The sequence below is a fragment of the Calditrichota bacterium genome (assembly GCA_020637445.1).
Lineage (GTDB): Bacteria > Electryoneota > RPQS01 > RPQS01 > RPQS01 > JABWCQ01.
The window spans coordinates 306,122-328,339 of the sequence record JACJVZ010000002.1 but is presented as its reverse complement, the minus strand read 5'-3'; the positions used below and the strand labels follow the sequence as shown (position 1 = coordinate 328,339).

The following is a 22,218-nucleotide window of genomic DNA, read 5'->3' as shown; positions in this document are numbered from 1 at the left end:
CCCGGTCATGCCACGTCACATCTGGAGTATCGGATTTGCTGCCTTGTTGTTTGCATCGGTTTCCTTCGCACAGTACGGTTCCATTCAAAATCGCGCGATAAACCTCTTAAACGAGAATCGCGTTAGAACAACGTTCTACAATTACGGCCTGCTGGGAAACGTCGGCGAAATCTCGTTTGAATGGCCGCAAGGAACCGGAGATGAGTACATGGGAGACTTTTCTCCCTTGCTCGGTGTAGAATTTGTCCATCCCTCAGGCGACACGCTTCGCTCTGTTTGCACAAGCTACGGTCCGCGCGGAAACCCCGACGGACCTCCCGGTGGCGGAGCCTTCTGGGGTTTTGAGCCGTTGCCCGGATTCCACCGCGTGAATACCGGAGAGACTCCCCATATCGCAAGAAGTGACCAACCGAACACGTGGCCAAGTAGTTGGAGCAACCACTGGCTCGGCCATTTTCCGAACGCGCAACAATGGGCTGATCAGGAAGCCTATTTTCAGATGGATGACAACGCCGACATGGAGTGGCGGGTACGCGGAACGGATACTCTTTTTGCCTTTCCGAATGATACTTCCCGCAGCGGACTGGGATTGCGAGTCGAGGGGAGGTACTTGGAGTTCCTCGGACCCGATCTTGAGGACATGATAGTCCTGATGTACGTCTTTCACAATGACGGCGTAATCAATTTCCTTTCAATGCGTTTTGGCGTAATTGTAGGCACTCTTGTGGGCGGTCGTCAGGACTCGGCTGACGATCTCTTTTATTATAGCGCGGATCATGAGATTGCGATCACAATTGACAGTGACGACATTGGCAGCCCGGGTTGGGTGCCCCTCAGTGACAGCATCAATGTCGGAGCTATTGGAACGACGTTTCTAAAGACTCCCGCCGACTTGGGTGTGACTTCATTTGAACTCTTTTCTCCTCCCGGGGCCGTGCGCATGAATGACGACGCAGCGCTTTGGTCAAGACTCACGCCCGGAAACTTCGACACCCCGACTCCTGAACCTACGGACGGTGACTTCATCCTCGGCACAGGCAACTTCCAACTTTCTCCCGGCAGTGTCGACACGGTGGTTACAGCGGTTGTGTTTGGAATCGATCCCAATGACGTGATTCGCAAAGCGGACTACTTGCGAAATCTTTATGATTCGGGTCAGATCATGGAGGCGAGCGAGCCTCGCGAACCGCAAATAATATCAAACTTCGACCTGTCCGTTTTTCCCAATCCTTTCAATAGCTCCGTTACGATTAATATAAATGTTCGTATAAACACGGAGCTGACGGTTACACTGTACGACATCTTGGGCCGCGAGGTCGACGTGCTGCATCGCGGAAGACTTTCAAACTCTGTGCTTAGATATTCCGCGCCGGCGAGTCTTGTCAGCGGGATATATTTCATACGCGCTTGGAACGAAACCAACTCGTTTGCACAGAAGATCGTTTTCATGAAATAACAGAGTTAGTGATGTGAGAAGAGGCCATGTTTATCGTGGCCTCTTTCTTTATGTGCAACTTTCACCAAAATAGATTTAAAAATCAGGAACATTCCATTAAAGGTGAGCGTAAACGAAACGTGATGCGGACAGCGCCATCCTGCCGCGTTACGGGAGAGTTCTTATAGTCTGGGGATTTTGTCCGTTCGCGCCGGACGTTTCTTGTGTTGCTCGACGCCGAACAAATAAAGAATTCTCAGGAGGTTAGAGAAAATGAAGACTCGCCATTTTTGGCTGGTTGCGCTGGTACTGGTGGCCTTTGGAATGGGTATGGTGGGCTGTTCCAGCGATGACGACAACAACGATAACATGTCCCCCGAGGGACTCAATCCCGATACTGCGCCTCGTGTGAGCATTGATCGATTCAGTGCGACCGCGGGGCATTTGTTTGTTAGGGATGGCTCAAACGGATTGCCGGCGGCAAATGCTCCGATCAACATGGATCAAGAACCATTTGTCACACACGGACTTGCCGCCGACGGAAATGCGGTTTCCTATTACAACTTCGATGTGATGTCACAAACTCCCGCGCCGATCTACGTGCTGCAGCGTGAAGGTGAAACAAACCCCGTAGCGGGACAGCTCAACATCGTCGACGACATTCCCGGCGACACGGATTACAATGATTTCTGGCGCGTGAACATCGTGTCGGTGTCGGGCGACTACATAGCCAACACGATTCATAGCTTCCAGCAAATTGTGGACATGGGATTAGCCGTGCAGGAGATGAACACGGTGGTGAATTGTCCGATAGTTCCCGAAGGCTCATCGGCAAGTCTCGGCGGCGGAGCGAACGGCTTGACGCGCGGCTGGTATCGCGATTCCGTAGTAACTTACTTCAATTTTGATGAAGCCGGAATAACCGCAGTTTCCGACATGGTTCCGACCTCTCCAATTTTGGTGTGCTTCAACATCAATCCTGATCAAACCGGCGGCGGCCCTGCTTCGGGATTCAAGGCTGAAGGAACGTCGAGTCAAACACACAACGTCGTTGCAACCGTTCCGGGACAGGGAGGATATTCTCCGCTGTGGGATGTGACGGCCTACGACAATGCTGCATTTGATATGGTTCACGATTGGGCCAGTGCCGCGGCGGTTGCGCCGACGTTTGATCCCATGGTGAATGTGAATTGTCCGATCGTTGCGCAGAATTCAATCGACATCGGCAATCCTGACACGGCGCCGCGCGCGCATATTGACCGCTTCAGCGATGCGGCGGGGCACCTGTTTAAGCGCAGCGGAAATTCCGCACTGCCCGCAGCCGATGAAGCGATTGATATGGACGTAGAACCGTTCATCACGCACGGTCTCGGACCGGACGGCGGCAACGTCACCTACTACAACTTCGATGTGATGCCGCAAACTCCGGCGCCGATTTATGTACTGCAACGCGACGGAGAGAGTTCGCCTGTTGCCGGACAACTCAACATCGTCGACGACATTCCCGGCGACGCCGACTATAACGATTTCTGGCGGCCGAACGTTGTCACCGTTCCGGCGGACTATGTTGCGAACACGATCACGAGTGTTCAGCAGATCATAGACATGGGTTTGCCGATGGAACAGCTTGACGTGCTTGTGAATTGTCCGGTTGTTCCGGAGGGTTCGACTGCTGATCTCGGTGGCGGAGCGAACGGCTTGACGCGCGGCTGGTATCGTGATTCAGTTGTGACGTATTTCAATTTTGACGAAGCCGCACTGGCTCCGGCTGCGGATATGGTGCCGACGTCGCCGATTTTGGTGTGCTTCAACATCAATCCTGACGAAGATGGCGGCGGTCCTCCGTCAGGCTTCAAGACCGAACCCGGTACCGACCAAACTCACAACGTGGTCGCCACAATTCCCGGTCAAGGCGGTTACTCTCCGTTGTGGGATGTGACAGCTTATGACAATGCCGAGTTTGATAATGTCAGCGACTGGACTACGGCTGCGGCGGTGACGGTCACGTTTGATCCGGGCGTGAATGTGAATTGCCCGGTGGTGATGCAGTAATTCTGATTCCCCCGTTACTCGCCGAGCGGGGATTAAGCGCGTCAGCGCGGTTCCCCGCCGGAATCCGAAAAATAAAGCGGGCCGGAGATTTTCTCCGGCCCGCTTTTCTTGTTTGCGCGGCGGCAGGTGTCTTCACCTGCCCCGGTTACAGAGTAGCTTAGGTGCGCAATAATACCACCTGTGTTTATACGGAATCGAGGTGAAGGTCTCTCCGCTTGCCCTTCATACTCGTCAATTTATTCAGGCAAATCGCGCAAAGCCTCTTCCATCTGTTGGCGGTAAGTCTTGAGAGCAGTTCGCCCTTCCTTCGTGAGGTGAATCAGTGTGCGCGGCATCCGGCCTTCAAACTTTTTTTCGATATGGACATATCCCGCCGACTCAAGTTTGGTGAGATGAGTTGAGAGATTCCCGCGCGTCAATCCAGTTTGCTTTTCCAGAAAGAGAAAGTCCGAAACTTTGGCGACGCTCAGGAGCCCCAGAATCGCCAGTCGCGCGGGCGAGTGCACGACCAGATCAATTTCGGGAATCCCTCCCTTGCCTGCCGCGGCGTCGTCACTGAACATCAGGATTCTCCTGAATCGGATTGTTCCGCAAGAAGTTCTTCAATCGATTCATTCCCAAAAGCACGAGCGTCAATCCGGCCACGACGACAATCCAACTCGTTTCGAAGTGAATAAACGGAGCCAAATAGATGAGAGCAATCAGCGGCAGCACAATAGCCAACAGCCGTTTCATTCCCAGCATGACACCGACCAGCGCCAGTCCGGTTCCCAACACAATGGCCGCAAAAGAAATTGGGTCCGAATGTACTCCTGTGAATGATGTTTCCGCTATTCCGTGCTTGTGTGCAAATTTCAACGCTTGAAGGAAGGCGAAATCGAGCGCGAAACAGAGCAAGCCAAAGCGCAGCACCCAATGCCTCGGAATTTCCCGCCTTGCAACGAACTTTGAATAGCCCAGCCGTGGGAAGGTGATCCGGTTTCGCCAAATCCTGACCAGAAGAATGCTTGCAACGGAACCGATGACCAACGGAATGAGCGTGGCATAGTAGTCGGGGACGGCCAGAAATGCCGGAAGTGCGTTTCGCCATGCGGGCCAAGTTGCCACGAGTCCCACCCAGATAAACAGAAATCCGACGGACGTGAGCATCGCTCCATCCATGTTAAACCTCTGATAAATCTTGTCTTCCATGCTTGGAAAATCGCTCTTGAACTTCATAAACGGCTCCCGGTTAAGGTTGTCGGCAAATCAGTTTGTTTTTCAAACTGATTTGAATGTACAAAAGAAAAGGCCGATTGTCAAGTCGGCCTTGTGTCTTTGGAGTCTTTTGTTCCGGCCGGGTTGCGGCGGCCCTTAACCCGGCTCGGCGGAATTGTCGTGGAACGCGGGCGGATTGCCATCCGCCCCTACACCGGAACGAGAATTCTTAGATTTCGCGCCAGCGTCATCGGGTCCAGCGTCCACGCTGGCGCCAGCGTCATTGGGTCAAGCGTCTACGCTTGGACGTGCATGAAGAAGCCGTTTTTGCTTACTCTTGCAATTGTGCCTGAGGGGGACTTGTAGAATTTTCTCAGGTGGACGATTTTCATACCGGCGCGGTGGAAGAGATCTTGCAAGTCGCGTTCGGAGAATTGGTGGAAGTGCGGGCGGTATTTGCGCGACAGGACGTGCTCGACTTTGTAGATCAGGCTGTAGTCGTTGGGGGTGACCAAAAACAGATTTCCGCCGGGGGCCATGATGCGCTTCATTTCGAGCACATGGTAGAGCGGATTGAAGAGATGTTCGAGGACTTCGAAGTGCGTGAGCGTGTGGAACGTGTTGTCGGGGAATTCGTAGCGTTCGACGTCGAGATCGACTTCGCTGACTTCGATGTTCATCTTGGTTTCTTCGCGGAGCACGTCGCGCATGTAGCTTTCGCCGCTGCCGACGTCGAGCCACCGTTCGCGGAGCGGGTAGTCTTTGCAATAGTCCGTGAACATTTTGAGCAGGCGCTGGGTGCGCTGCTTGAGGGCGGGGTCGTAGAGATTTTCGTCGGCGCCGATGCGGCTGTCGAGGACGTGTTTATCGTCGTAATTGCTCATTTGGCTCTGGAATCTTGGAAAGTATTGAAGTTTCCCAAGATAGGGAAATCGTGTGACGGGAGCAAGAGGCGCGGCAAAACCTGCTCAACTAATTGACAATTCGGGAGTTCGCCAATTGCAAAAATGGGTGGGGAGAGTTATATTATGGGATTATCTTGGGGGAGTTTGCGCCTTTGTCGGCGGGGAAGGCGCGGAGGTTATTTGCGCGGGAGTCTTTGCGGCGGTGGGTGTCGGGGATTGCGGGGGCGGTGTTGGTGGGGTTTGGGGTTCGGTTGGCGGTGGAGTGAAGAGGGGGGGGCGATGGAAGATTTGCAGCCAGCAAAAAAGAGGAGTGTATGAAGAGTCTAATCGAGATTCCACAAGCGACACCTTTTGATAACGATAAGCTCGACCGAGAAAAATACGCGGACGTTCTCACTCAGATATTAAGTACACATCAAACCCCGTTGGTAATTTCTGTAGATGCCGCTTGGGGTTATGGAAAAACCACATTCGTAAGAATGTGGTTACAGAAAATGAGAAATCAAGGTAAGGTGTGTATCTACTATTCTGCGTGGGAGAATGATTATGCTGACGATCCGCTTTCTTCGATAGTCTCGGAGATCACGAGTGAGATTGAAAAAGAAAAAGACGGTCTTAGTAATCGCACGGAATTAGTGAAGAACTTGAAGGTGATTGGAAATGCGGCAACTAAGGTTGCGGTTAGGTCAATACCAGCACTTACAAGATTACTAACGGCGGGATTACTAAATATTGATGGGATTGCGGACGAAGTTAAGGCAGGCATAAGGGACACATTGCCGGATGTAGCGGCAACTTCAATGGACGTAGTTCGAGAACACGAGGCGCGAAAAAGCGCAATAAACGAGTTCAAAGAGTCCTTGTCGATTATTGTGAAGGAAATTCAAGAACGTGATGGCCATGAATCGGGGTCGGCCCTAACTATCGTGATAGACGAACTCGACAGATGTCGTCCACCTTACGCAGTCGCAACACTCGAGAGAGTAAAGCACCTTTTCGACATCCCCGGGATCACTTTCGTATTGGTGATTCACACAACACAGATTCACCATTCTCTCCAAATGCTCTACGGTCCCGCGCTTGACGCTGAAGTCTATTTAAGGAGAATACTAGACATTAGATATAAGTTGCCAGAGCCTTCCCGTGAATCGTTCATTGATTTCATGATTCAGAGATTCAGCCTTGACGATTATTTTGATTCCCGCGCAAGCCTTCTAAGAAAGGATGCTAATGAAAAGGAACTATTTCGAGCACTAGCACAGACAATAGCAAGAAGCAGCAAACTTAGTTTGCGTGACTTGGAGCAACTTTTCAATTTCACTTCCTTTGTTTTATTATCGGACGAAGATCGTCGAAACTATTCGCCAGAGGCGATCTTACTTCTGGTAGCGATGAAGTTATTCGACACAAATCGGTACGACGAATTGAGGTGGGACTATGGAGACGGTGGAGCTGTACGGAAGTTTGCGTTACAAAAGGGTGCGATTAGTAGCTCCCCCAAACAAGATATTATTCCAGAGCTAGAAATGATAACCAGGTTTTGGCTGTCTGATGATGACCCCAATAGGTATTATCTTGAAATGCGACATCAAGTGGAAATTCTTGGGTCGGGAAATCCAGGGCAAAAACGAGCGATGTTGTGGGCTAATTCAAGGATTGGCCTCACAAAGAAGGGTCGAAAATGGTACATGGATCGAATTGACATGTTTGATGGATTTCAGTCATTGGCACACTAAGCAACCGTTCCTAATTTCCAAGAGTTTAAGAGTTAATTCGTCAATGCTAAGTGGGTATATTAAGTTGCTGATAAATAAGTGCTTGTCAAGCACCTTGCGAGGAGTTTTTGCTGGGGTGGGGATTTGCTTGGTTTTTGCGGGGGTCTTTTTGACCTCTCCGGGGGTGGTGTGTGCGGAAACCGGGGCGATTAAGATTGGGATTTTGAAGTACAACGGGGGCGGGGATTGGTACTCGGGCGGGCGCGCGTTGGGCAATCTTTTGCGGTACGCGGAGTCCGGGGTGAACGTGGATTTTGATCCCGAACCTAAGGCCGTCGAACCGTCCTCCAACGAACTGTTTTCTTATCCGATCATTTTCGTGAACGGGCATGGGAATATCGCGTTTTCGGAAAATGAGGTGAATAACCTGCGCGCGTATTTTAACGCGGGGGGATTTATGTTCGCCAACGACGACTATGGGATGGACCAGAGCTTTCGGCGCGAAATGAAAAAAGTGCTGCCGGACGCGGAGTGGTTTGACTTACCCTTTGGCCACCCTATTTACAATTCCGTTACCCGTTTTTCAAACGGGACGCCGAAGATTCACGAGCACGATAACAAACCCGCGCAAGGGTTCGGGCTGTTTTGGAATGGCGTGATGGTGTGCTACTACGACTACGAAGCGGATATCTGCGACGGGTGGGAAGCCGAAGAGATTCATCACGATCCGGTGGAGAAACGCAAGGCGGCGCTGGATATGGGGGTGAATGTTTTGGTGTATGCGCTGACGAGAGGGGTGGAGTAACCCACTTGAAAAGTGGGCAACGTTGCGCTGGCGCAGTGGCTTGGGAGTGTAGTAGACACTTGCGAAGGAGTGGCTCGTTTTACAAGATCCTTCCAGGATGACAAGCACTTGATGTTTGTGGTTGGAGATTGGGGTTGGTGGTTCGTTTTACTAGGTCCTTACAGAGGATGACGGAAGAAGAAGGAAATATGGATACACTGATTGCGATATTGATTGTTTTGACGAATACGGCACAGTTTGATTCTTCGCATGCTACGGGGGTGTGGTTGGAAGAGTTTGCGACGCCGTACAAGATATTTACTGAACACCATGTGAATGTGACCGTGGCCAGTCCGCTCGGAGGTGTGGTGCCGATTGATCCGCGGAGTTTGAATGATGAGACACAGGAAAAGTTCGCAGACGAAATCGAACTCTTGAAGAATACGGAATCTTTGGCAGATATTGACGTGAATGGCTACGATGCAATTTTCTTTCCGGGAGGTCATGGAACGATGTTTGACTTGCCGGGAAACGAGTTGGTGCAAAAAGCCATCACGCAAATGTACGAAAGCGGAAAAGTTGTATCGGCGGTGTGTCACGGTCCGGCGGCCTTCGTGGATGTGAAACTGTCAGATGGGAAGTATCTTGTCGACGGCAAGAAAGTCGCTGCATTCACAAACAGCGAAGAGAAAGCTGCAAAGCTGGATAAGTACATGCCGTTCTTGCTGCAGAGCAAACTTGAAGAGCAAGGCGCGACAGTTAAAACCGCAGAGAATTATCAGCCGCAGGTTGTGTTCGATGGGAAACTGATCACAGGGCAGAATCCGGCATCGAGCGAGAATGTTGCGCGGGGAGTTTTGGAGACGCTGGGTTTCCCGCCCGATCGTGGGAAGCGAGTTCGGCCAGCGAAATACAAAATCGATCAGTAGCGGTACGCCGACTTGAGATCAGCACGGCAAATTTAGGAGTTTCAGAAGCCCCCCTTAATCCCACCAAAATCGCTACGCGAGTTTTTGGGGGAGATCTGAGAAAAGCAAATTGGGAGATCGTTGATATGTATCTCTATCTTTCGGCGGTGTTATTGACTTTGGCTGCTGCGGTTGGGTTTAATCCGCTGTGGCATTTGGTCAAGAAGATTCCGGCGAAAATGAAATTCGTGTGGATTCACGGCGGGTTGGCGATTTTGGGCGTGACGTTTTTTATCATTCACGCGACGACGTCACCGGACCCCACGCCGTGGCTCGCATTTTTGTTGACCATCGTGACGGCCATGGGCGGCATCGCACTGTTCGCACTGCGAAGAATGAAAGCGCCGATTCCCGCGGGAATCGCGCTGATTCATCCGTTGGCAGGAGCAGTCGCGGTGGTGTTGTTGATTCAAGCATTGTTTAGTAAGTAAGGAAGACTCGGACTTGGCACTACTTCAGAGACGCGCACCTCGCGCCACCCGCCGCATGCACCGCGCGGTGGAGCACTTTGCGGGCTGGTATTTCACCCGCGCGATTCAAGGGTATACATTTTTGCAGACGGGAGAGATGCCGCCGTCCGTAGTTCGCGAGCGATTGAAGCTTGCCGTCGCGAAATTGAAGGTGGAACGGGAGCGGATTATGAACGATATGCGGTTGCGGAGGTTCTGATTCCGGCCTTGAGCGGGCGGAATGCCTTCCGCCCCTACATTTTTGTAAAGATGTCATAGACGAATGATTAGCTGTGTTGCTTAACACAGTTTCAGATATAGAAGGAAGAAAAGAGTATGGGTGCACGAGAAGTACTTTCTACGATACGCAACTGGATGGCGGGGCTTCGTCGCGCCGTTTTGATGAATACTTTGAAGAGTCACGCGCTGTTTGCTTTGGCAGGTTTGGTGAGCGTGACGCTGCTCGTGCTTGTGCTGGAATCTTTGGGACGATTCGGCGGCGACGTGCGTGCGGTGTTGTTGGGGCTGTGGGTGATCACGGCTGTGGTGGCGGCGGCGCTTGGTGTGGTGTGGCCGATTTTGAAGTATACCATGTTCGCACCAACCGACCAGAAGCTCGCGGGAGATTATGCTCAGCGGATGCCGACGATTCGGGATCGTGTGTTGAATGCTTTGCAGCTTTTGGACAAAGCTGAGAACGCCGAACGTGACGGGGTTTCTTCTGAATTGATTTTAGCGGCAGGTCGCGGTGTGGCCGAAGAGCTTGTGCCGATTTCGCCTGCATCGCTGCCGGACAGAACTCCGGTTAAGAAGAGCGTGCGATACGCGATGTTTTCTTCGGTGGCGGCAGTTGCGTTACTCTTGGTGTTCGGGCGTCCATTGATCTCCGCTGCCGAACGAGTGATGAATCCGGGAAAAGATTTTTCGCCATGCCCGGATTTTGTGCTGCACGTGGCTCCGGGTGACGTGGAACTTGTGCGCGGCGATTCTCTGAAAGTAGTGGTAACCGCAACGGGAACGCTGCCGAAGGAAGTGACGATCACGCGCAAGGAAAAGGGCCGTACGGCGGACTCGCCGCTGACCGTGGAGGGCGACGAGCACGGACAATACACCGTGACGTGGACCGGACTCGCGACGACGTTTGACTATTGGGCTTACGCGCAGAATGTATCAACCGAGAAATTTACGGCGACAGTGCAGGAATTGCCCGCGGTCAGATATTTGTCGGTGACCTTGACGCCGCCGGCCTATACGGGAATGCAAACGCGGACATTGGAAGAAAACGTCGGCGACATTTCGGCTGTCGTGGGAACGACCACGAAACTGATCATTTCCTCGACAAAGCAGCTTGCGAAAGCCACAGTCGAGTTTTTCGATTTGGACGGCGAACATATGGCGACGCCGCGAGAAACGCTTGAGCTGGCACTTGACGGCAGCAAGGCCGAAGGGCAGTTCACCGTTGCGAAGAGCGGGACGTATCAGATTAAGCTGACGGACAAAGAAGGCCGCAACAGCCGCGATGCAATTACTTACCGCATTAACGCGAGGCCTGATGAAGCCCCGGTAATTTCCTTGGTCGAACCCGGTCACGATTTGGAAATCGCGGCGGACGTGAAAGTGCCCATCGTAGCCGACGCCGCGGATGACTACGGTTTTTCCAAGATGACGCTCCGCTACTACCGTCCGTCGCCGTGGGATCAGCCGGGCGACGTGCCGGACGACAGTTTTGAGAGAATGGCGCTCGACTACCGCGTGACCGAACCGGGCCGCTGCGTGGTGGAAACCGAGTTCGACTTGACACCGTTGCAGCTTCTGCCTGAAGATCAGGTGATGATGTTCGTGGAAGTGTGGGACAACGACCGCATCAGCGGACCGAAGCGGGCCAAGAGCGAAATGCGCGTGCTGCGCTTCCCGTCGATGGCCGAAATATTCGAGCAGCAGGAACAGATGGAAGAAAAGCGCACCATCACTTTACAAGAACTGCTCGAACACTCGCAGGATTTGCGCGAGGACGTTGAAAAGGCCGTCGAGGAGTATAAGTCGAACCCCGAGATGAGCTACGAGCGCAAGCAGGAAATCAACGAGCTGATGGAACAGCAAGAGCAGATGACGCAGGTGCTGGAGCAGGTGTCACAGGCGATCCAACAGCAGCAAATGGTCAACCAGATGCGTGCGCTGTACTCTCCTGAAGTCATGGAGAAAATGCAGCAGATTCAGGAATTGGTCGACGAAGTGATCACGCCGGAAATGCGTGAAGCGATGCGCAAGCTCTCGGAAGCGATGCAGCAGCCGTCACCGGAAGAGATGCGGAAAGCTCTCGAAAACTTTCAGAAGACGCAGGAGCAGTTCAATCTCACGCTCGACCAAACATTGAATATGCTGAAGCAGATGCAGGCCGAAAAGAAGCTCGACGAACTCTCTCGGAGGCTGGACGAACTTTCCAAGCAGCAGGACCAGCTCAACGAAAAGATGGAGCAGAACACTCCGCAGAATTCGAAAGAGAATGCCGAGCAGCAGAAGAAACTCTCCGACGAGATGAAGAAGATCGAGCAGGAGATGAAAGAACTGGCCGAGCAGATGAAAAAGGATCAACTGCAAGGCCAGCAGCAGGCTCAGGAGCTCGAAAAGCAAATGGAGCAGGAGCAGCTTTCCGAGCAGATGGAGCAAAACTCCCAGCCGATGCAGATGTGCCAGAATCAATCCGCGAAGAAGCAAGGCAAGAAGCAGTCGCGGAAAATGTCCGAATTCTCGCAGATGATGCAGAACATGCGTCAGCAAATGCAGACGAACCAGGACATGGAAACGCTGATGGAAATGGAGAAGGCGCGCGACAAGATGCTTGACCTTTCCATGCGGCAAGAGCAGCTCTGGCAGCAGTCGCAGGAAATCGATCAGAACAGTCCGCAGATGCAGGAGCTGGTCGAAGAGCAGGAAAATCTGAAGCAGGCGATGAAGCGCGTGCAAGAGGATATGCAGGAGCTGGCCAAGAAGTCAATGGCGGTGACGCCGAAGATGATGGCGACGATGGAAGAGACGATCAACCAAATGCAGGCAGCGTGCAACGCGACGGCAGAGCGCGACGCGCGTACGGCGACGCACTACCGCAAGCAGGCGATGGCCGCGTTGAACGAAGCCTTGCGCCAACAGAACAACGCCTGCAAGCAATGCCAGAGCCAGTGCAACAAGCCGAACAGCAACTCAACGTGCAACAAAGCGGGCGGCATGTGCCAGAAGCAAGGCCAAATCAACCAGCAGACGATGTCGATGATGCAGAATCCGGGTTCGCTTTCGCAGAGTCAGGCCGCTTCAATGCAAAGACTTGCGGGCGAGCAGGAAGCGCTGGCAAAGTCGATGGAAGAACTGCAGCAGGAAGCTGCGGCGTCGAAGCAGACGTTGGGCCGGCTTGATGGTCTGAAAGAAGACATGGAAGACGTGGCGAAGGATTTGCGCGCGCAGAAAATTACGCCGGAAACCATCGAACGTCAAAACAAAATCGAATCTAAGCTGCTCGACTTCCAGAGAGCGAACCGCGAACGCGAGTTTTCGCCGCAAAGAGAATCGAACACGGGAATTGACATGGTGCGTGCCTCGCCGCGCGAACTGCCGAAAAAACCGGGTTCGGACGAGCTGCGCGAAGATCTTTTGCGCGCGCTCGATGCGAAGTACACGCCGGACTACGAAGAGTTGGTGCGGAAGTATTTCGAAGCGCTGTCGAAATTCCAGTAGGATTCCAGAATCCCCCCTTAGTTCCCCCATTCCTTCAGACAGGAATGGGGGGAGACAAAATGAAGTACATTCCACTTTTCATATTGCTGCTGCTCGCCGTTGGTTGTTCGCGGGCTCCGAAATCGGTGCGAGTGGACAGCGGCTTGGCGGAGCAGATCTTTACGCCGGTAATCTCCGTGCAGGAATCGGGTGACTTGTATTGCCAGTGGACAGAGTTTCATCACGACTCGATCGGCGGCGCGGGAGCTATGTGGATTCCGGATTCGCTGACCTTCGGCAAACCTGATCTGTATGAGTTCATCAGCCGCCGTTGGGTGCAGTGTATTCCTGACTTGCGGCGGTTTCATTTCGCGAACCACCATACGGCGACGTTTGTCGCGCATAGCTGCATTCAGGAAAGCTACATTCTTTCGCGCGACGAGGAAGGCGACCGCGAAGGCGCGTGGGTGACTGCTCCGGCTGTGCTGTCTTATCCGGTGGAAGTGGATTCACTGTTTGCGATATTTTATGAATCGCCTCTTCAGCACGGACTGATCACCGTATGGATGGACCGCTTGGGTCGCGAGCTAAGCCGGGACACGCTGAGTATAGCAAGTCCGGATTTCGCGGCGGCGGGCGGAGCCGGAGTGGTGTTCGTCAAAGCGGATGACGACAGTTTTCACGTTTACACGATGGCCCGCTTGTGCAGTTACGTAGACAGCACAACGGTGGCGAGATCTTACCCGGCGACGCAGCAAATCGGCACGGACTATTTCGTCAGCGGCGGAGATTTGTTCATCGTGGCTGGCTATCGTAAGCCGGAGTCCAAAGAGCTCGAGATTGAAACGCACGTATTGAACGGCACGAAGCGTGAATCGGAGCACACGGCGGCAGCCAAACGCGAGTCATTGGGGGAATATATCGCGTTTCGCTCGATTGCCTCGGGTGCTCAGTTTCCTTATCTTCTGGCGCTGTCAGACGACGGCGAACATATGCAGCTTCTTGTGCTGGGAGTCGATGACGACGGCTATTGGAGCCGGATTTCTCAGCGCGCGGACGTGAGTTCTACGATACAGGAGTTTTCGGCAACGAAGTTCGGAGATAAAATCTTCGCGGCGTACACTGCGGCGTCATCGGACACAGCCGCGGCGGCGGACGCGTGCTATTGCGTGCAATTCAAACTGGAGTAACCGTCTATGAAGACTTCATCCGCCTTTGTTCTATGGCTGGTCGTTCTTGTCGCAACCGCAAAAGCCCAGCCGGAGTTTGATCCGGTTCGGATGGACGAAGAGACGGATGAACGGTTTTTCTTTCCAACGATCGAGGTTACGGAAGCGAATACGCTGTATTGCACTTGGGCGAGCGGGAATGTCGATTGGATCGGCGCCTATGGAAGGGAAGTTGATTTGGATGGCAATCTCGCCAGCGAATTGGATACCGTCGAGATTCAGAGCACGAGCGAAGTAAGCTGCCCGCCGCGGGTTGAGTTTCGCAGTCTCGGGAACGGCGCGACGTGTAAGATGATTTACCATGAATGACTGTCGGAAACCGCACTCTATTTTTACTCCCCGGAGGGGCAGTATTTAGAGGAATTGGAACTTCGGCCCGCGTTCTTTCCCAGATTCTTAACACTGGACGACGGCTACTTTTTGGCTGTGCGGGACTTTACGAACGGGCAGATTGTATTTCGTCTTGACTCGGAAGGTGAAATTCAAGGATCGGACACGCTGGGGCTTGGGGACTGTTTGTATTCTTACCAAGTCAACGGCGCACCTCGGCTTGTATCTCATCAAACCATGTTCGGAGAATCGGCGTGGCAGATGCGCACGGTGCTTTACGAATTCGACGCGCAGGGATTTTTCGCGGACAGTGTCGTGTTGCGCGAGGCCGAGCTGTTTGACGGAGAAAATCCGTCGGGGCAAGCGTTCCACTATGACGGCAGCGTGTTGACGTGCGTGGCGGGATCCGTCACGCCAAGTCAAACGATAAACGATTTTCGCACGTGGCTGACTACGTACGACGGAACGACAATTATGTCGACGCCGCCGTGGGATCCGGGTCCGTTGCCGCTGCACAGTTACATAACGAGCTGGGGCGTCTTTCGCGCTCAGGATCACCGGTTCGTATTGTCGTTATTTATTCGCGGCGACGACGTGATGCAGTTTTGGTTCTTAGGACTCGAAGAAGACGGAACCTTTTTGACGAGCATCCGCACGCAGGACGTGGAGTCGAACCATTTGCTCAACGGGTTAACGATGATCGAGCACGAACAGTCGCTGATCTATGCTTTTACGGAGGTGACGACCGACGGGTCGTTTGGCGGCGGCGCGAGAATCGCGGCCTTTCCGATCAGTGAGTTGCTGGACGTGCCCCGCGTGTCGCCGCAAGTTTCGGCTGAAGTCTCGTTGTCAGTCTATCCGAATCCGTTCAACTCAACTTCTGAAATTCGCTTCGCACTGCCTCAATTCGGAAGAGTTAGGCTCAGTGTGTTCGACGTGCTGGGCCGCGAAGTCGCCGTGCTGGCTGACGAGTCACTTGGTGCAGGCGGATATGTTTGGCACTGGCAGGCGGACGGCTTTGCAAGTGGAAAATACTTTGTCAGACTGGACACCGGGCACGAATCACGGACAACTCCTTTGATTTTGTTGAAATGAAATTTTTTCTATATATAATGTTGGGTGTTTTGCTGGCTGGCGAATTGTTTGCGCAGCAGATCATTATTCAACCGGGCAATAGCGGCCCTTTGCCGAACAAGAACGTCACCAGAAATCCCGCGCAAGCGTATATCGACCGGGCACGCAGGGAAGAGCAGCGCGGAAATTTCGACAATGCGTTGGCCGCGTGGCAAGACGCCTATAAGGTGTCGCCGACCGATGCGGCTGTGATTACGGGAATTCCGAAGTGCTTGGTGCAGCTCAGAAAATTCGACGAAGCGGAAAGTTTTCTGCAGGAACAGATCAACAAGGCTGATATTCGCGGAAGTCTTAAACCGTGGCAGGATCCGGCCAGCGCATTCAATTTGCAGCTTGCTTTGGGCGAAGTGAAACTTGCGGCGGAAGACGAAGAGGGCGCGTGGGCGACATGGCATGAAGTGATGGCGACGCAGCCGCACAACCCGGACGCGTTGCGCGCGCTGATCAACGTGCTGCACCGCAACCGCCGCTGGGAAGAAAGCGAAAAGCTGATTCGCGAATACCGCAAAGAGGAGAAAGTTTCAAGCTACATGGCGCTGGAACTCGCGTCAAGTTTGCAGGCGCAGATGAACTTTGCAGGTGCGACGGACGAGTTGTTGCTGTACTCAAAAACGTCGCCGACGGCGTGGCAAATTGCGCAAAGCTATTTGAGCCGTTTTCCCGACGATTCCACGGTTGAAGAAACGGTGACGAGCACACTCGAACAGGCCATCAAACGCGAACGCAAGGACCCGACGGCGTGGCGGCTGTTGGCGGGCTATGCGATGAAGTCCGGCAACTTGAAACAGGCGCTTGACGCGACGATTGCTGCGGATTCGTTGTCCTCCGAGAACGGCGTGAGCGTATTGGCGACATCACAGCAATTGTTGGGCGAAGGCGAAACTGAGCTTTCGCGCCGCGGATTTGAAAAGGTACTGTCGTGGAAGCCCGCGGATCAAATCGCGGAGCGCGCGGAGCTTGGGCTGGCGCAATGTTTGGAAGCGCAAGGCCAATATACAGAGGCGAAATCCTCATACGAGAAGTTTATTACGGGCCGCAGCAAATCCGCGGACGTAGAAGAGGCACGTTTTCATATCGCGGAGATTTTGCTAAACTACGAAGACAAGCCGAACGAAGCGTTGACCGAATACAAGGGAATATTCCAACGCGCGCGCATGCCCTTGAAACAGCAAGCGGGGATGCGCATTGGCGACGCGCACGCCTACATGGGTGAATTTGCCCAAGCGATTGACGCATGGCAAGCGGCGTTCGTCGCGGCGCAGCAGATGCGCGGATCGCCGGACGAGGGCGAGTCGCTCCTTCGCATTGCTCGGGCGAATATTTGGCGCGATTCCACGGAGCTGGCCGAGAAGGCGCTCGAAAAGATCACCAAAGGCAGCTCGCTCTCGACGACGTTTAATGACGCAATTTTGTACGAAGCCTTGTTGTCGGGCGGCGGGTTTTACGGCGCACTGCGCTCGTTTGCGGATGCGGACTATGCGGAGTTTCGCGGACAGCACGACACGGCCGCAGCCAAATACGGCGAGGCCGCGACGCAGCTCAAATACGGCCGGTTGGCCGAGTGGTGCCGGATGCAGGAAGCCGAAGAACTCCGTCAATCGGGGAAATCGAACGAAGCTCTCGCCGCATTGGATACGTTCGTGACAAATTTCCCCGAGTCCGTGGATTTGCCCCGCGCAAAATATTTGATTGCCGTGATCACGCTTGAAGATTTGCACGACGAAGACCAAGCGTTGAAACTCTTGCAGGAATATTTGGTGGACTATCCCCGTTCATTGTACTTGGAGCAGGCGCGGCGCAAGGCGCGCATTCTGTCGAACAAGATTTCCTAAGCACCTTTCTTCAACTATTGAGATTTTACACTGGCTGAACTATTTGAATGGATCTATTGGCATCCGCAATGGGTGTTTTGGGCGGCGCTCCCGGCGCTGATGCTGCACCAGTTGGAAGAATACGTTATTCCCGGCGGATTTCTGTCGTGGATAAACAAAGATGTATTTGGCAGTGACAATCCAAAGTCGCCGATCACACCGGTCTTTGCGTTTGTTCTGAATGTCGTGATCGCGTGGCCGCTCTACGCGGCGGTAGGATACGTAAATTTGGAGCAAATGTGGTTCGTGATGCCCGCGATGGGCATCTTGTTTGTCAACGCGTGGTTTCATATTGCTCTTTCGCTAACCCACAGCCGCTACTCGCCCGGCACATTTTCGAGCATCATGCTCATTTTGCCGCTGACGCTCTACACCTTTTACTACTACATTATGACGTGGGAAATCGGATTCCGGCTGCTGTTTATTTCAATAGTCACCGGCTTGGTTTTCCATTTGTTGTTTCTGGCTATTCCGCGCGAGTTGATTCATGCGAAAGAAAAACGGCAGGAACGACAACCACTCTCAGACCCGAAAGAATGAAACGACTCACAACTCTTCTCGCACTCTGCCTTTTCGCACTTCCCGTATTTGCCCAGAAACTCTTGATTCCAATGGATCTGTCTCAGACGGACCACTTGAAGGCATATGGCATCGCCTATGACGCATTGGAAAAAGGGATCAAAGTGGAATGGCTGCTGAATTACCGCGGCGGTAGTTTTATGATGGATCAAAGCGACGAAATCGCGAACGAATGCCGACTGCGCGGCGTGAAAGCGGAGGACGCGGGCGGCGCGGGCGATATCTACCTTGAAATTGAAAACGCGAATATGGAAGTCGTGCTGTTGGAAAAGCCGACGAAGGTCGCGATTTATGCGCCGGACCAGGTTCGGGAAGGTCCGTGGGACGACGCGGTGAACTTGGCCTTGACCTATGCTGAGATTCCGTTCGACGTGATTTATGATCAGGAAATTCTCGAAGGCAAACTCTCGAAATACGAGTGGGTGCACTTGCACCACGAGGATTTCACGGGGCAGTACGGAAAATTCTATTCGATGTACCGCAACGCGGACTGGTACATTCGGCAGGTGCAGCAAGAGGAAGCCTCTGCGAAGTCTTTAGGCTACCCGAAAGTCTCGGAGATGAAACTTGCGGTGGCGCGAACGCTGAAGAACTATGTCGGCCGCGGGGGATTTTTGTTTGCGATGTGTTCGGCGACGGACAGCTATGATATCGCTTTGGCGGCGGCGCTGACGGACATTTGCGCACCGGTGTTCGACGGCGATCCGGTGGATCCGAACTATCAAAGCAAGATGGACTTTGGGAACGGGCTTGCATTTCAGAACTACAGTGTGATTACAGATCCGATGGTGTACGAGTTTTCGACGATCGACTGTGCTCCGTCGTCGGGACTGCTCGCGCAAGGAGGAGAAGGCGACTATTTCACGCTATTCGATTTTTCTGCGAAGTTTGATCCGGTGCCAACGATGCTGACGCAGTGCCACACGAACGTCGTGAAGGGCTTTTTGGGTCAGACGACTGCATTTCACAAGGAATATCTGAAACCGACGGTGACAATTTTGGCGCAGCGGGAAGGGACGGACGAAATCAAGTACGTTCACGGAAAGTTCGGGGACGGATTCTGGACGTATTACGGCGGGCACGATCCGGAGGATTACCGGCATCAAGTGGGTGATCCGCCGACACAGCTTGCGTTGCACAAGAATTCGCCGGGGTACAGGCTGATATTGAACAACGTGCTCTTCCCGGCGGCGCGAAAGAAGAAGTTGAAGACATGAGTGAACTCTACTGTCATACGGGCCGAGTCAATGGACAAACTTAAGTCAAATTTGACTGAACTATTCACGCCACGTCAGGAAGAGTTTAATTCCCAACAAAGCAAGAATTACAATAGATGGCTTTCTTCGAGTACTTTCGAAAGTTTAGTTACATTTTGTTAATTGCATTTACGGCGGGTGCGGCACTTGCATCTCCTCCGGTTGCAGAGAAGCCCACCGCTTATCAATCCGACCTCTTGGGCTTGATCGGAGAATGGTCAGGTGTGGTGACGCACTATTCGATTGACAAAGATACGGTGCTTGTGAGCTCGCCCGCAGAGTTTTCGGCGGACACGGCCGGGGGAGTGTTGGTTTCTCGGTGGATTTATGAGTCGCGAGACGGCGAGCGTGTGGTCGATTGGGGAGAGTGGTTGGTTTCCGGTTCCGGCCACACGATCCAATTTGACGACAAGAAAATGTGGTTCGTGTCGGGCAAGAACATTTCGGACAACGGGATGACGCTGACGTTTCAGGGACGCGATACGGATACCAACACCGACAAACCGGCGCAGGTGACAAACATACTTTACATTGGCAACGAAGATTCGCTGGTTTTTGCGAAGAAGGTATTGTTTGACGGAGCGGGCCGCGAATTGCTGCGTCGCGAATTTCGAATGGGGCGGAAATAGGAGAAATTATGCAGCATCTTTGGAATGCAGTCGACGAATATTTGCAGGATCACTTCATCGAAGCGGATCCGGTTTTGAAAGCAGCCATCGACGAGCAAAATGCGGCGGGGATGCCGGAGATACAGGTTTCTCCGACTGAAGGGAAATTCTTGCACATGCTCGCACAAGCGACAAAAGCGAAGACGATTTTGGAGATCGGCACGCTCGGGGGGTACAGCACGATCCTGTTGGCGCGCGCGCTGCCTGAAGGCGGGAAACTGATCACAATCGAAATGAACCCCGTTCACGCCGAGATTGCTCGGAAGTCATTCGTACGCGCCCGGCTCGCGGACAAGATTGAACTGCGGTTAGGAACGGCGCTCGAGGTGCTGCCGAAGCTCAAGGAAGAAGGACACGTTTTCGACTTCGTGTTTATAGACGCGGACAAAGAGAATAACGTCTACTACGTGCAGCATGCGCTTGAAATGTCACATTCCGGAACAATGATGGTCGTGGACAACGTGATCCGGGAAGGCGACGTGATCAATCACGACAGCACGTCGCCGATGACACAAGGCATCCGGCGGATGAACGAATATTTAAGAACAGAGAAACGGTTGGAAGTTACGGCGTTGCAAACCGTCGGCGTGAAAGAATACGACGGCATGGCGTTTTTGCTGGTGAAGTAATATGAAGGACAGCGCGAGAAAACAAATCGCAAGAGATAGGGTAAACAAAATGACCTACTATCGGTGATCAATCAACCGGTCTGACGGAGTCGGACCACAACTGCACGGCGATCCGGTGTAGGACAAGGGCCTCTTTGTCCGCGTCGCGTCGCTGCGTGCAACAAGGAGGCAAGAGTGAGCGCAGAAAGTTGGCGTGACGCGCTGGAAAGCGTGAGCACGGAAGTCGTCGCAAAACATGCAGCGGAAGTAGACAGTCAGGGCAAGTTTCCTGACGAATCGATCGCGGCGTTGGCCAAAGCGGGGCTATTGGGCGCGGTGAGCGCGAAGGAAGTTGGCGGGCTTGCGCTGGGACCGCGCGGCGCCAGCGAGATCATTCGCAGATTGTCGCAGGAGTGCGGATCAACCGGAATGGTGACGTGCATGCACTATTGCGGCGCGGCGGTGATCGAAGCGCACGGCGACAAAGAAACACGCAAAAAGGCAGCGACGGGAGAACATTTTTCGACACTGGCCTTCAGCGAAGCGGGTTCGCGCAGTCATTTCTGGATTCCGGTCAGCACGGCGACACAAAACGGCGAAGGCATCAAGCTCGATGCCAAGAAGAGCTGGATAACATCGGCCTCGAAAGCCACGGCGTACGTGTGGTCTTCGAGGCCTCTTGCTGCTGAAGGGCTCAGCACAATTTGGCTTGTACCGGCGGATGCACCGGGCTTAAAGATTCAGGGACCGTTTAACGGATTGGGTCTGCGCGGCAACGACTCGTCTCCAGCGATGGCGGACGGAGTGACAGTTTCCGTTGAGAACATGCTGGGTGACGACGGCAAGGGGTTCGATGTCATGATGGGCGTCGTTTTGCCTTACTTCAATTTGTTGAATGCAAGCTGCACGATTGGCTTGATGGAAGGAGCGGTCGCGCGAACCGTCAAGCATGCGGGGACGAAGTACGATTATTCGGGAACGGCTTTGAACGAGTTGCCGACGATTCGGAATTACATCGCGCGAATGCAGATTAAGACGGACATGGTGAAGTCGTTGCTAAACGATACGATCGACGCGATGGAAAAGGGCCGTGAAGACACGATGCTGCGTGTGCTGGAATGCAAAGCTGCCGCGGCGGAAACGGCGACGGAAGTGCTCGACGTAGCGATGCGAGTCTGCGGCGGCGCGGCGTTTCGTAAAGACGTCGGCGTCGAGCGCTATTTCCGCGACACGAGAGCCGCCGGAATCATGGCGCCGACGACGGATGTTTTGTACGATTTCATCGGCAAGGCCGTGACGGGTCTGCCGTTGTTTTAAGGAGGATTCGTGAGCA

General features: G+C 53.4%; 20 protein-coding genes. 17 read left to right on the top strand and 3 right to left on the bottom strand.

The genetic code is table 11. The features are described 5' to 3' along the window. The first annotated feature begins 7 nt into the window (after positions 1 to 7). Both H6507_09185 and H6507_09180 read left to right on the top strand, forming a co-directional pair. Positions 8 to 1,456 (top strand): T9SS type A sorting domain-containing protein, encoded by a 1,449-nt coding sequence (locus H6507_09185; GenBank protein MCB9369265.1) that lies wholly within the window; start codon positions 8 to 10, stop codon positions 1,454 to 1,456. 252 nt (positions 1,457 to 1,708) lie between these two features. Further along, a complete protein-coding gene (locus tag H6507_09180; protein ID MCB9369264.1) occupies positions 1,709 to 3,487 on the top strand; it encodes a hypothetical protein in 1,779 nt (592 codons plus the stop codon). Between the two features lie 236 nt (positions 3,488 to 3,723). Here H6507_09180 and H6507_09175 read toward each other — a convergent pair whose 3' ends face one another. The 3 genes from H6507_09175 to H6507_09165 all read right to left on the bottom strand — a co-directional run bounded on the left by H6507_09175 (position 3,724) and on the right by H6507_09165 (position 5,568). Next, the gene (locus H6507_09175; GenBank protein ID MCB9369263.1) at positions 3,724 to 4,050 is read right to left on the bottom strand and encodes a transcriptional regulator; all 327 of its coding nucleotides are present in this window, start codon (positions 4,048 to 4,050) and stop codon (positions 3,724 to 3,726) included. Then, on the bottom strand, positions 4,040 to 4,705 hold the full coding sequence (locus H6507_09170; protein MCB9369262.1) for a hypothetical protein: 666 nt from the start codon (positions 4,703 to 4,705) through the stop codon (positions 4,040 to 4,042). The genes H6507_09175 and H6507_09170 overlap by 11 nt, the downstream gene beginning before the upstream one ends. Before the next feature lie 275 nt (positions 4,706 to 4,980). Continuing rightward, positions 4,981 to 5,568 carry a methyltransferase domain-containing protein gene (locus tag H6507_09165; protein MCB9369261.1) on the bottom strand — a complete coding sequence of 196 codons (588 nt, stop codon included), beginning with the start codon at positions 5,566 to 5,568 and terminating at the stop codon, positions 4,981 to 4,983. 335 nt (positions 5,569 to 5,903) lie between these two features. Here H6507_09165 and H6507_09160 point away from each other — a divergent pair, with 335 nt between their 5' ends. From H6507_09160 to H6507_09090, 15 genes are all read left to right on the top strand, one after another. After that, positions 5,904 to 7,325 carry a hypothetical protein gene (locus tag H6507_09160; GenBank protein ID MCB9369260.1) on the top strand — a complete coding sequence of 474 codons (1,422 nt, stop codon included), beginning with the start codon at positions 5,904 to 5,906 and terminating at the stop codon, positions 7,323 to 7,325. Positions 7,326 to 7,368: 43 nt separating this feature from the next. Then, the gene (locus tag H6507_09155) at positions 7,369 to 8,109 is read left to right on the top strand and encodes a DUF4159 domain-containing protein (GenBank protein ID MCB9369259.1); all 741 of its coding nucleotides are present in this window, start codon (positions 7,369 to 7,371) and stop codon (positions 8,107 to 8,109) included. A gap of 188 nt (positions 8,110 to 8,297) precedes the next feature. Beyond that, positions 8,298 to 9,017: a type 1 glutamine amidotransferase domain-containing protein gene (locus H6507_09150; protein ID MCB9369258.1), complete on the top strand. Its 720-nt coding sequence runs from the start codon at positions 8,298 to 8,300 to the stop codon at positions 9,015 to 9,017. A 125-nt stretch (positions 9,018 to 9,142) separates the two neighbouring features. Further along, positions 9,143 to 9,487, top strand: coding sequence for a hypothetical protein (locus H6507_09145; GenBank protein MCB9369257.1), 345 nt, complete (start codon positions 9,143 to 9,145; stop codon positions 9,485 to 9,487). Between the two features lie 13 nt (positions 9,488 to 9,500). Then, the gene (locus H6507_09140) at positions 9,501 to 9,725 is read left to right on the top strand and encodes a hypothetical protein (GenBank protein MCB9369256.1); all 225 of its coding nucleotides are present in this window, start codon (positions 9,501 to 9,503) and stop codon (positions 9,723 to 9,725) included. Positions 9,726 to 9,841: 116 nt separating this feature from the next. After that, a complete protein-coding gene (locus H6507_09135; GenBank protein MCB9369255.1) occupies positions 9,842 to 13,231 on the top strand; it encodes a hypothetical protein in 3,390 nt (1,129 codons plus the stop codon). A 59-nt stretch (positions 13,232 to 13,290) separates the two neighbouring features. Beyond that, positions 13,291 to 14,400: a hypothetical protein gene (locus tag H6507_09130; GenBank protein MCB9369254.1), complete on the top strand. Its 1,110-nt coding sequence runs from the start codon at positions 13,291 to 13,293 to the stop codon at positions 14,398 to 14,400. Positions 14,401 to 14,406: 6 nt separating this feature from the next. Beyond that, positions 14,407 to 14,748, top strand: a complete 342-nt coding sequence (locus tag H6507_09125) for a hypothetical protein (protein MCB9369253.1) — start codon at positions 14,407 to 14,409, stop codon at positions 14,746 to 14,748. 54 nt (positions 14,749 to 14,802) lie between these two features. Then, a complete protein-coding gene (locus tag H6507_09120; GenBank protein MCB9369252.1) occupies positions 14,803 to 15,864 on the top strand; it encodes a T9SS type A sorting domain-containing protein in 1,062 nt (353 codons plus the stop codon). Then, the gene (locus tag H6507_09115) at positions 15,861 to 17,735 is read left to right on the top strand and encodes a tetratricopeptide repeat protein (GenBank protein MCB9369251.1); all 1,875 of its coding nucleotides are present in this window, start codon (positions 15,861 to 15,863) and stop codon (positions 17,733 to 17,735) included. Before H6507_09120 ends, H6507_09115 begins: the two co-directional genes overlap by 4 nt. Before the next feature lie 99 nt (positions 17,736 to 17,834). Beyond that, entirely contained in the window at positions 17,835 to 18,314 is a 480-nt protein-coding gene (locus H6507_09110; GenBank protein ID MCB9369250.1) for an HXXEE domain-containing protein, read from the top strand. After that, positions 18,311 to 19,570: an asparagine synthetase B gene (locus H6507_09105; GenBank protein MCB9369249.1), complete on the top strand. Its 1,260-nt coding sequence runs from the start codon at positions 18,311 to 18,313 to the stop codon at positions 19,568 to 19,570. The genes H6507_09110 and H6507_09105 overlap by 4 nt, the downstream gene beginning before the upstream one ends. Positions 19,571 to 19,686: 116 nt before the next feature. Beyond that, positions 19,687 to 20,238, top strand: coding sequence for a hypothetical protein (locus H6507_09100; GenBank protein MCB9369248.1), 552 nt, complete (start codon positions 19,687 to 19,689; stop codon positions 20,236 to 20,238). Between the two features lie 8 nt (positions 20,239 to 20,246). Continuing rightward, positions 20,247 to 20,906: an O-methyltransferase gene (locus tag H6507_09095; protein ID MCB9369247.1), complete on the top strand. Its 660-nt coding sequence runs from the start codon at positions 20,247 to 20,249 to the stop codon at positions 20,904 to 20,906. A 174-nt stretch (positions 20,907 to 21,080) separates the two neighbouring features. Beyond that, positions 21,081 to 22,202, top strand: coding sequence for an acyl-CoA/acyl-ACP dehydrogenase (locus H6507_09090; GenBank protein ID MCB9369246.1), 1,122 nt, complete (start codon positions 21,081 to 21,083; stop codon positions 22,200 to 22,202). Positions 22,203 to 22,218: the final 16 nt, after the last annotated feature.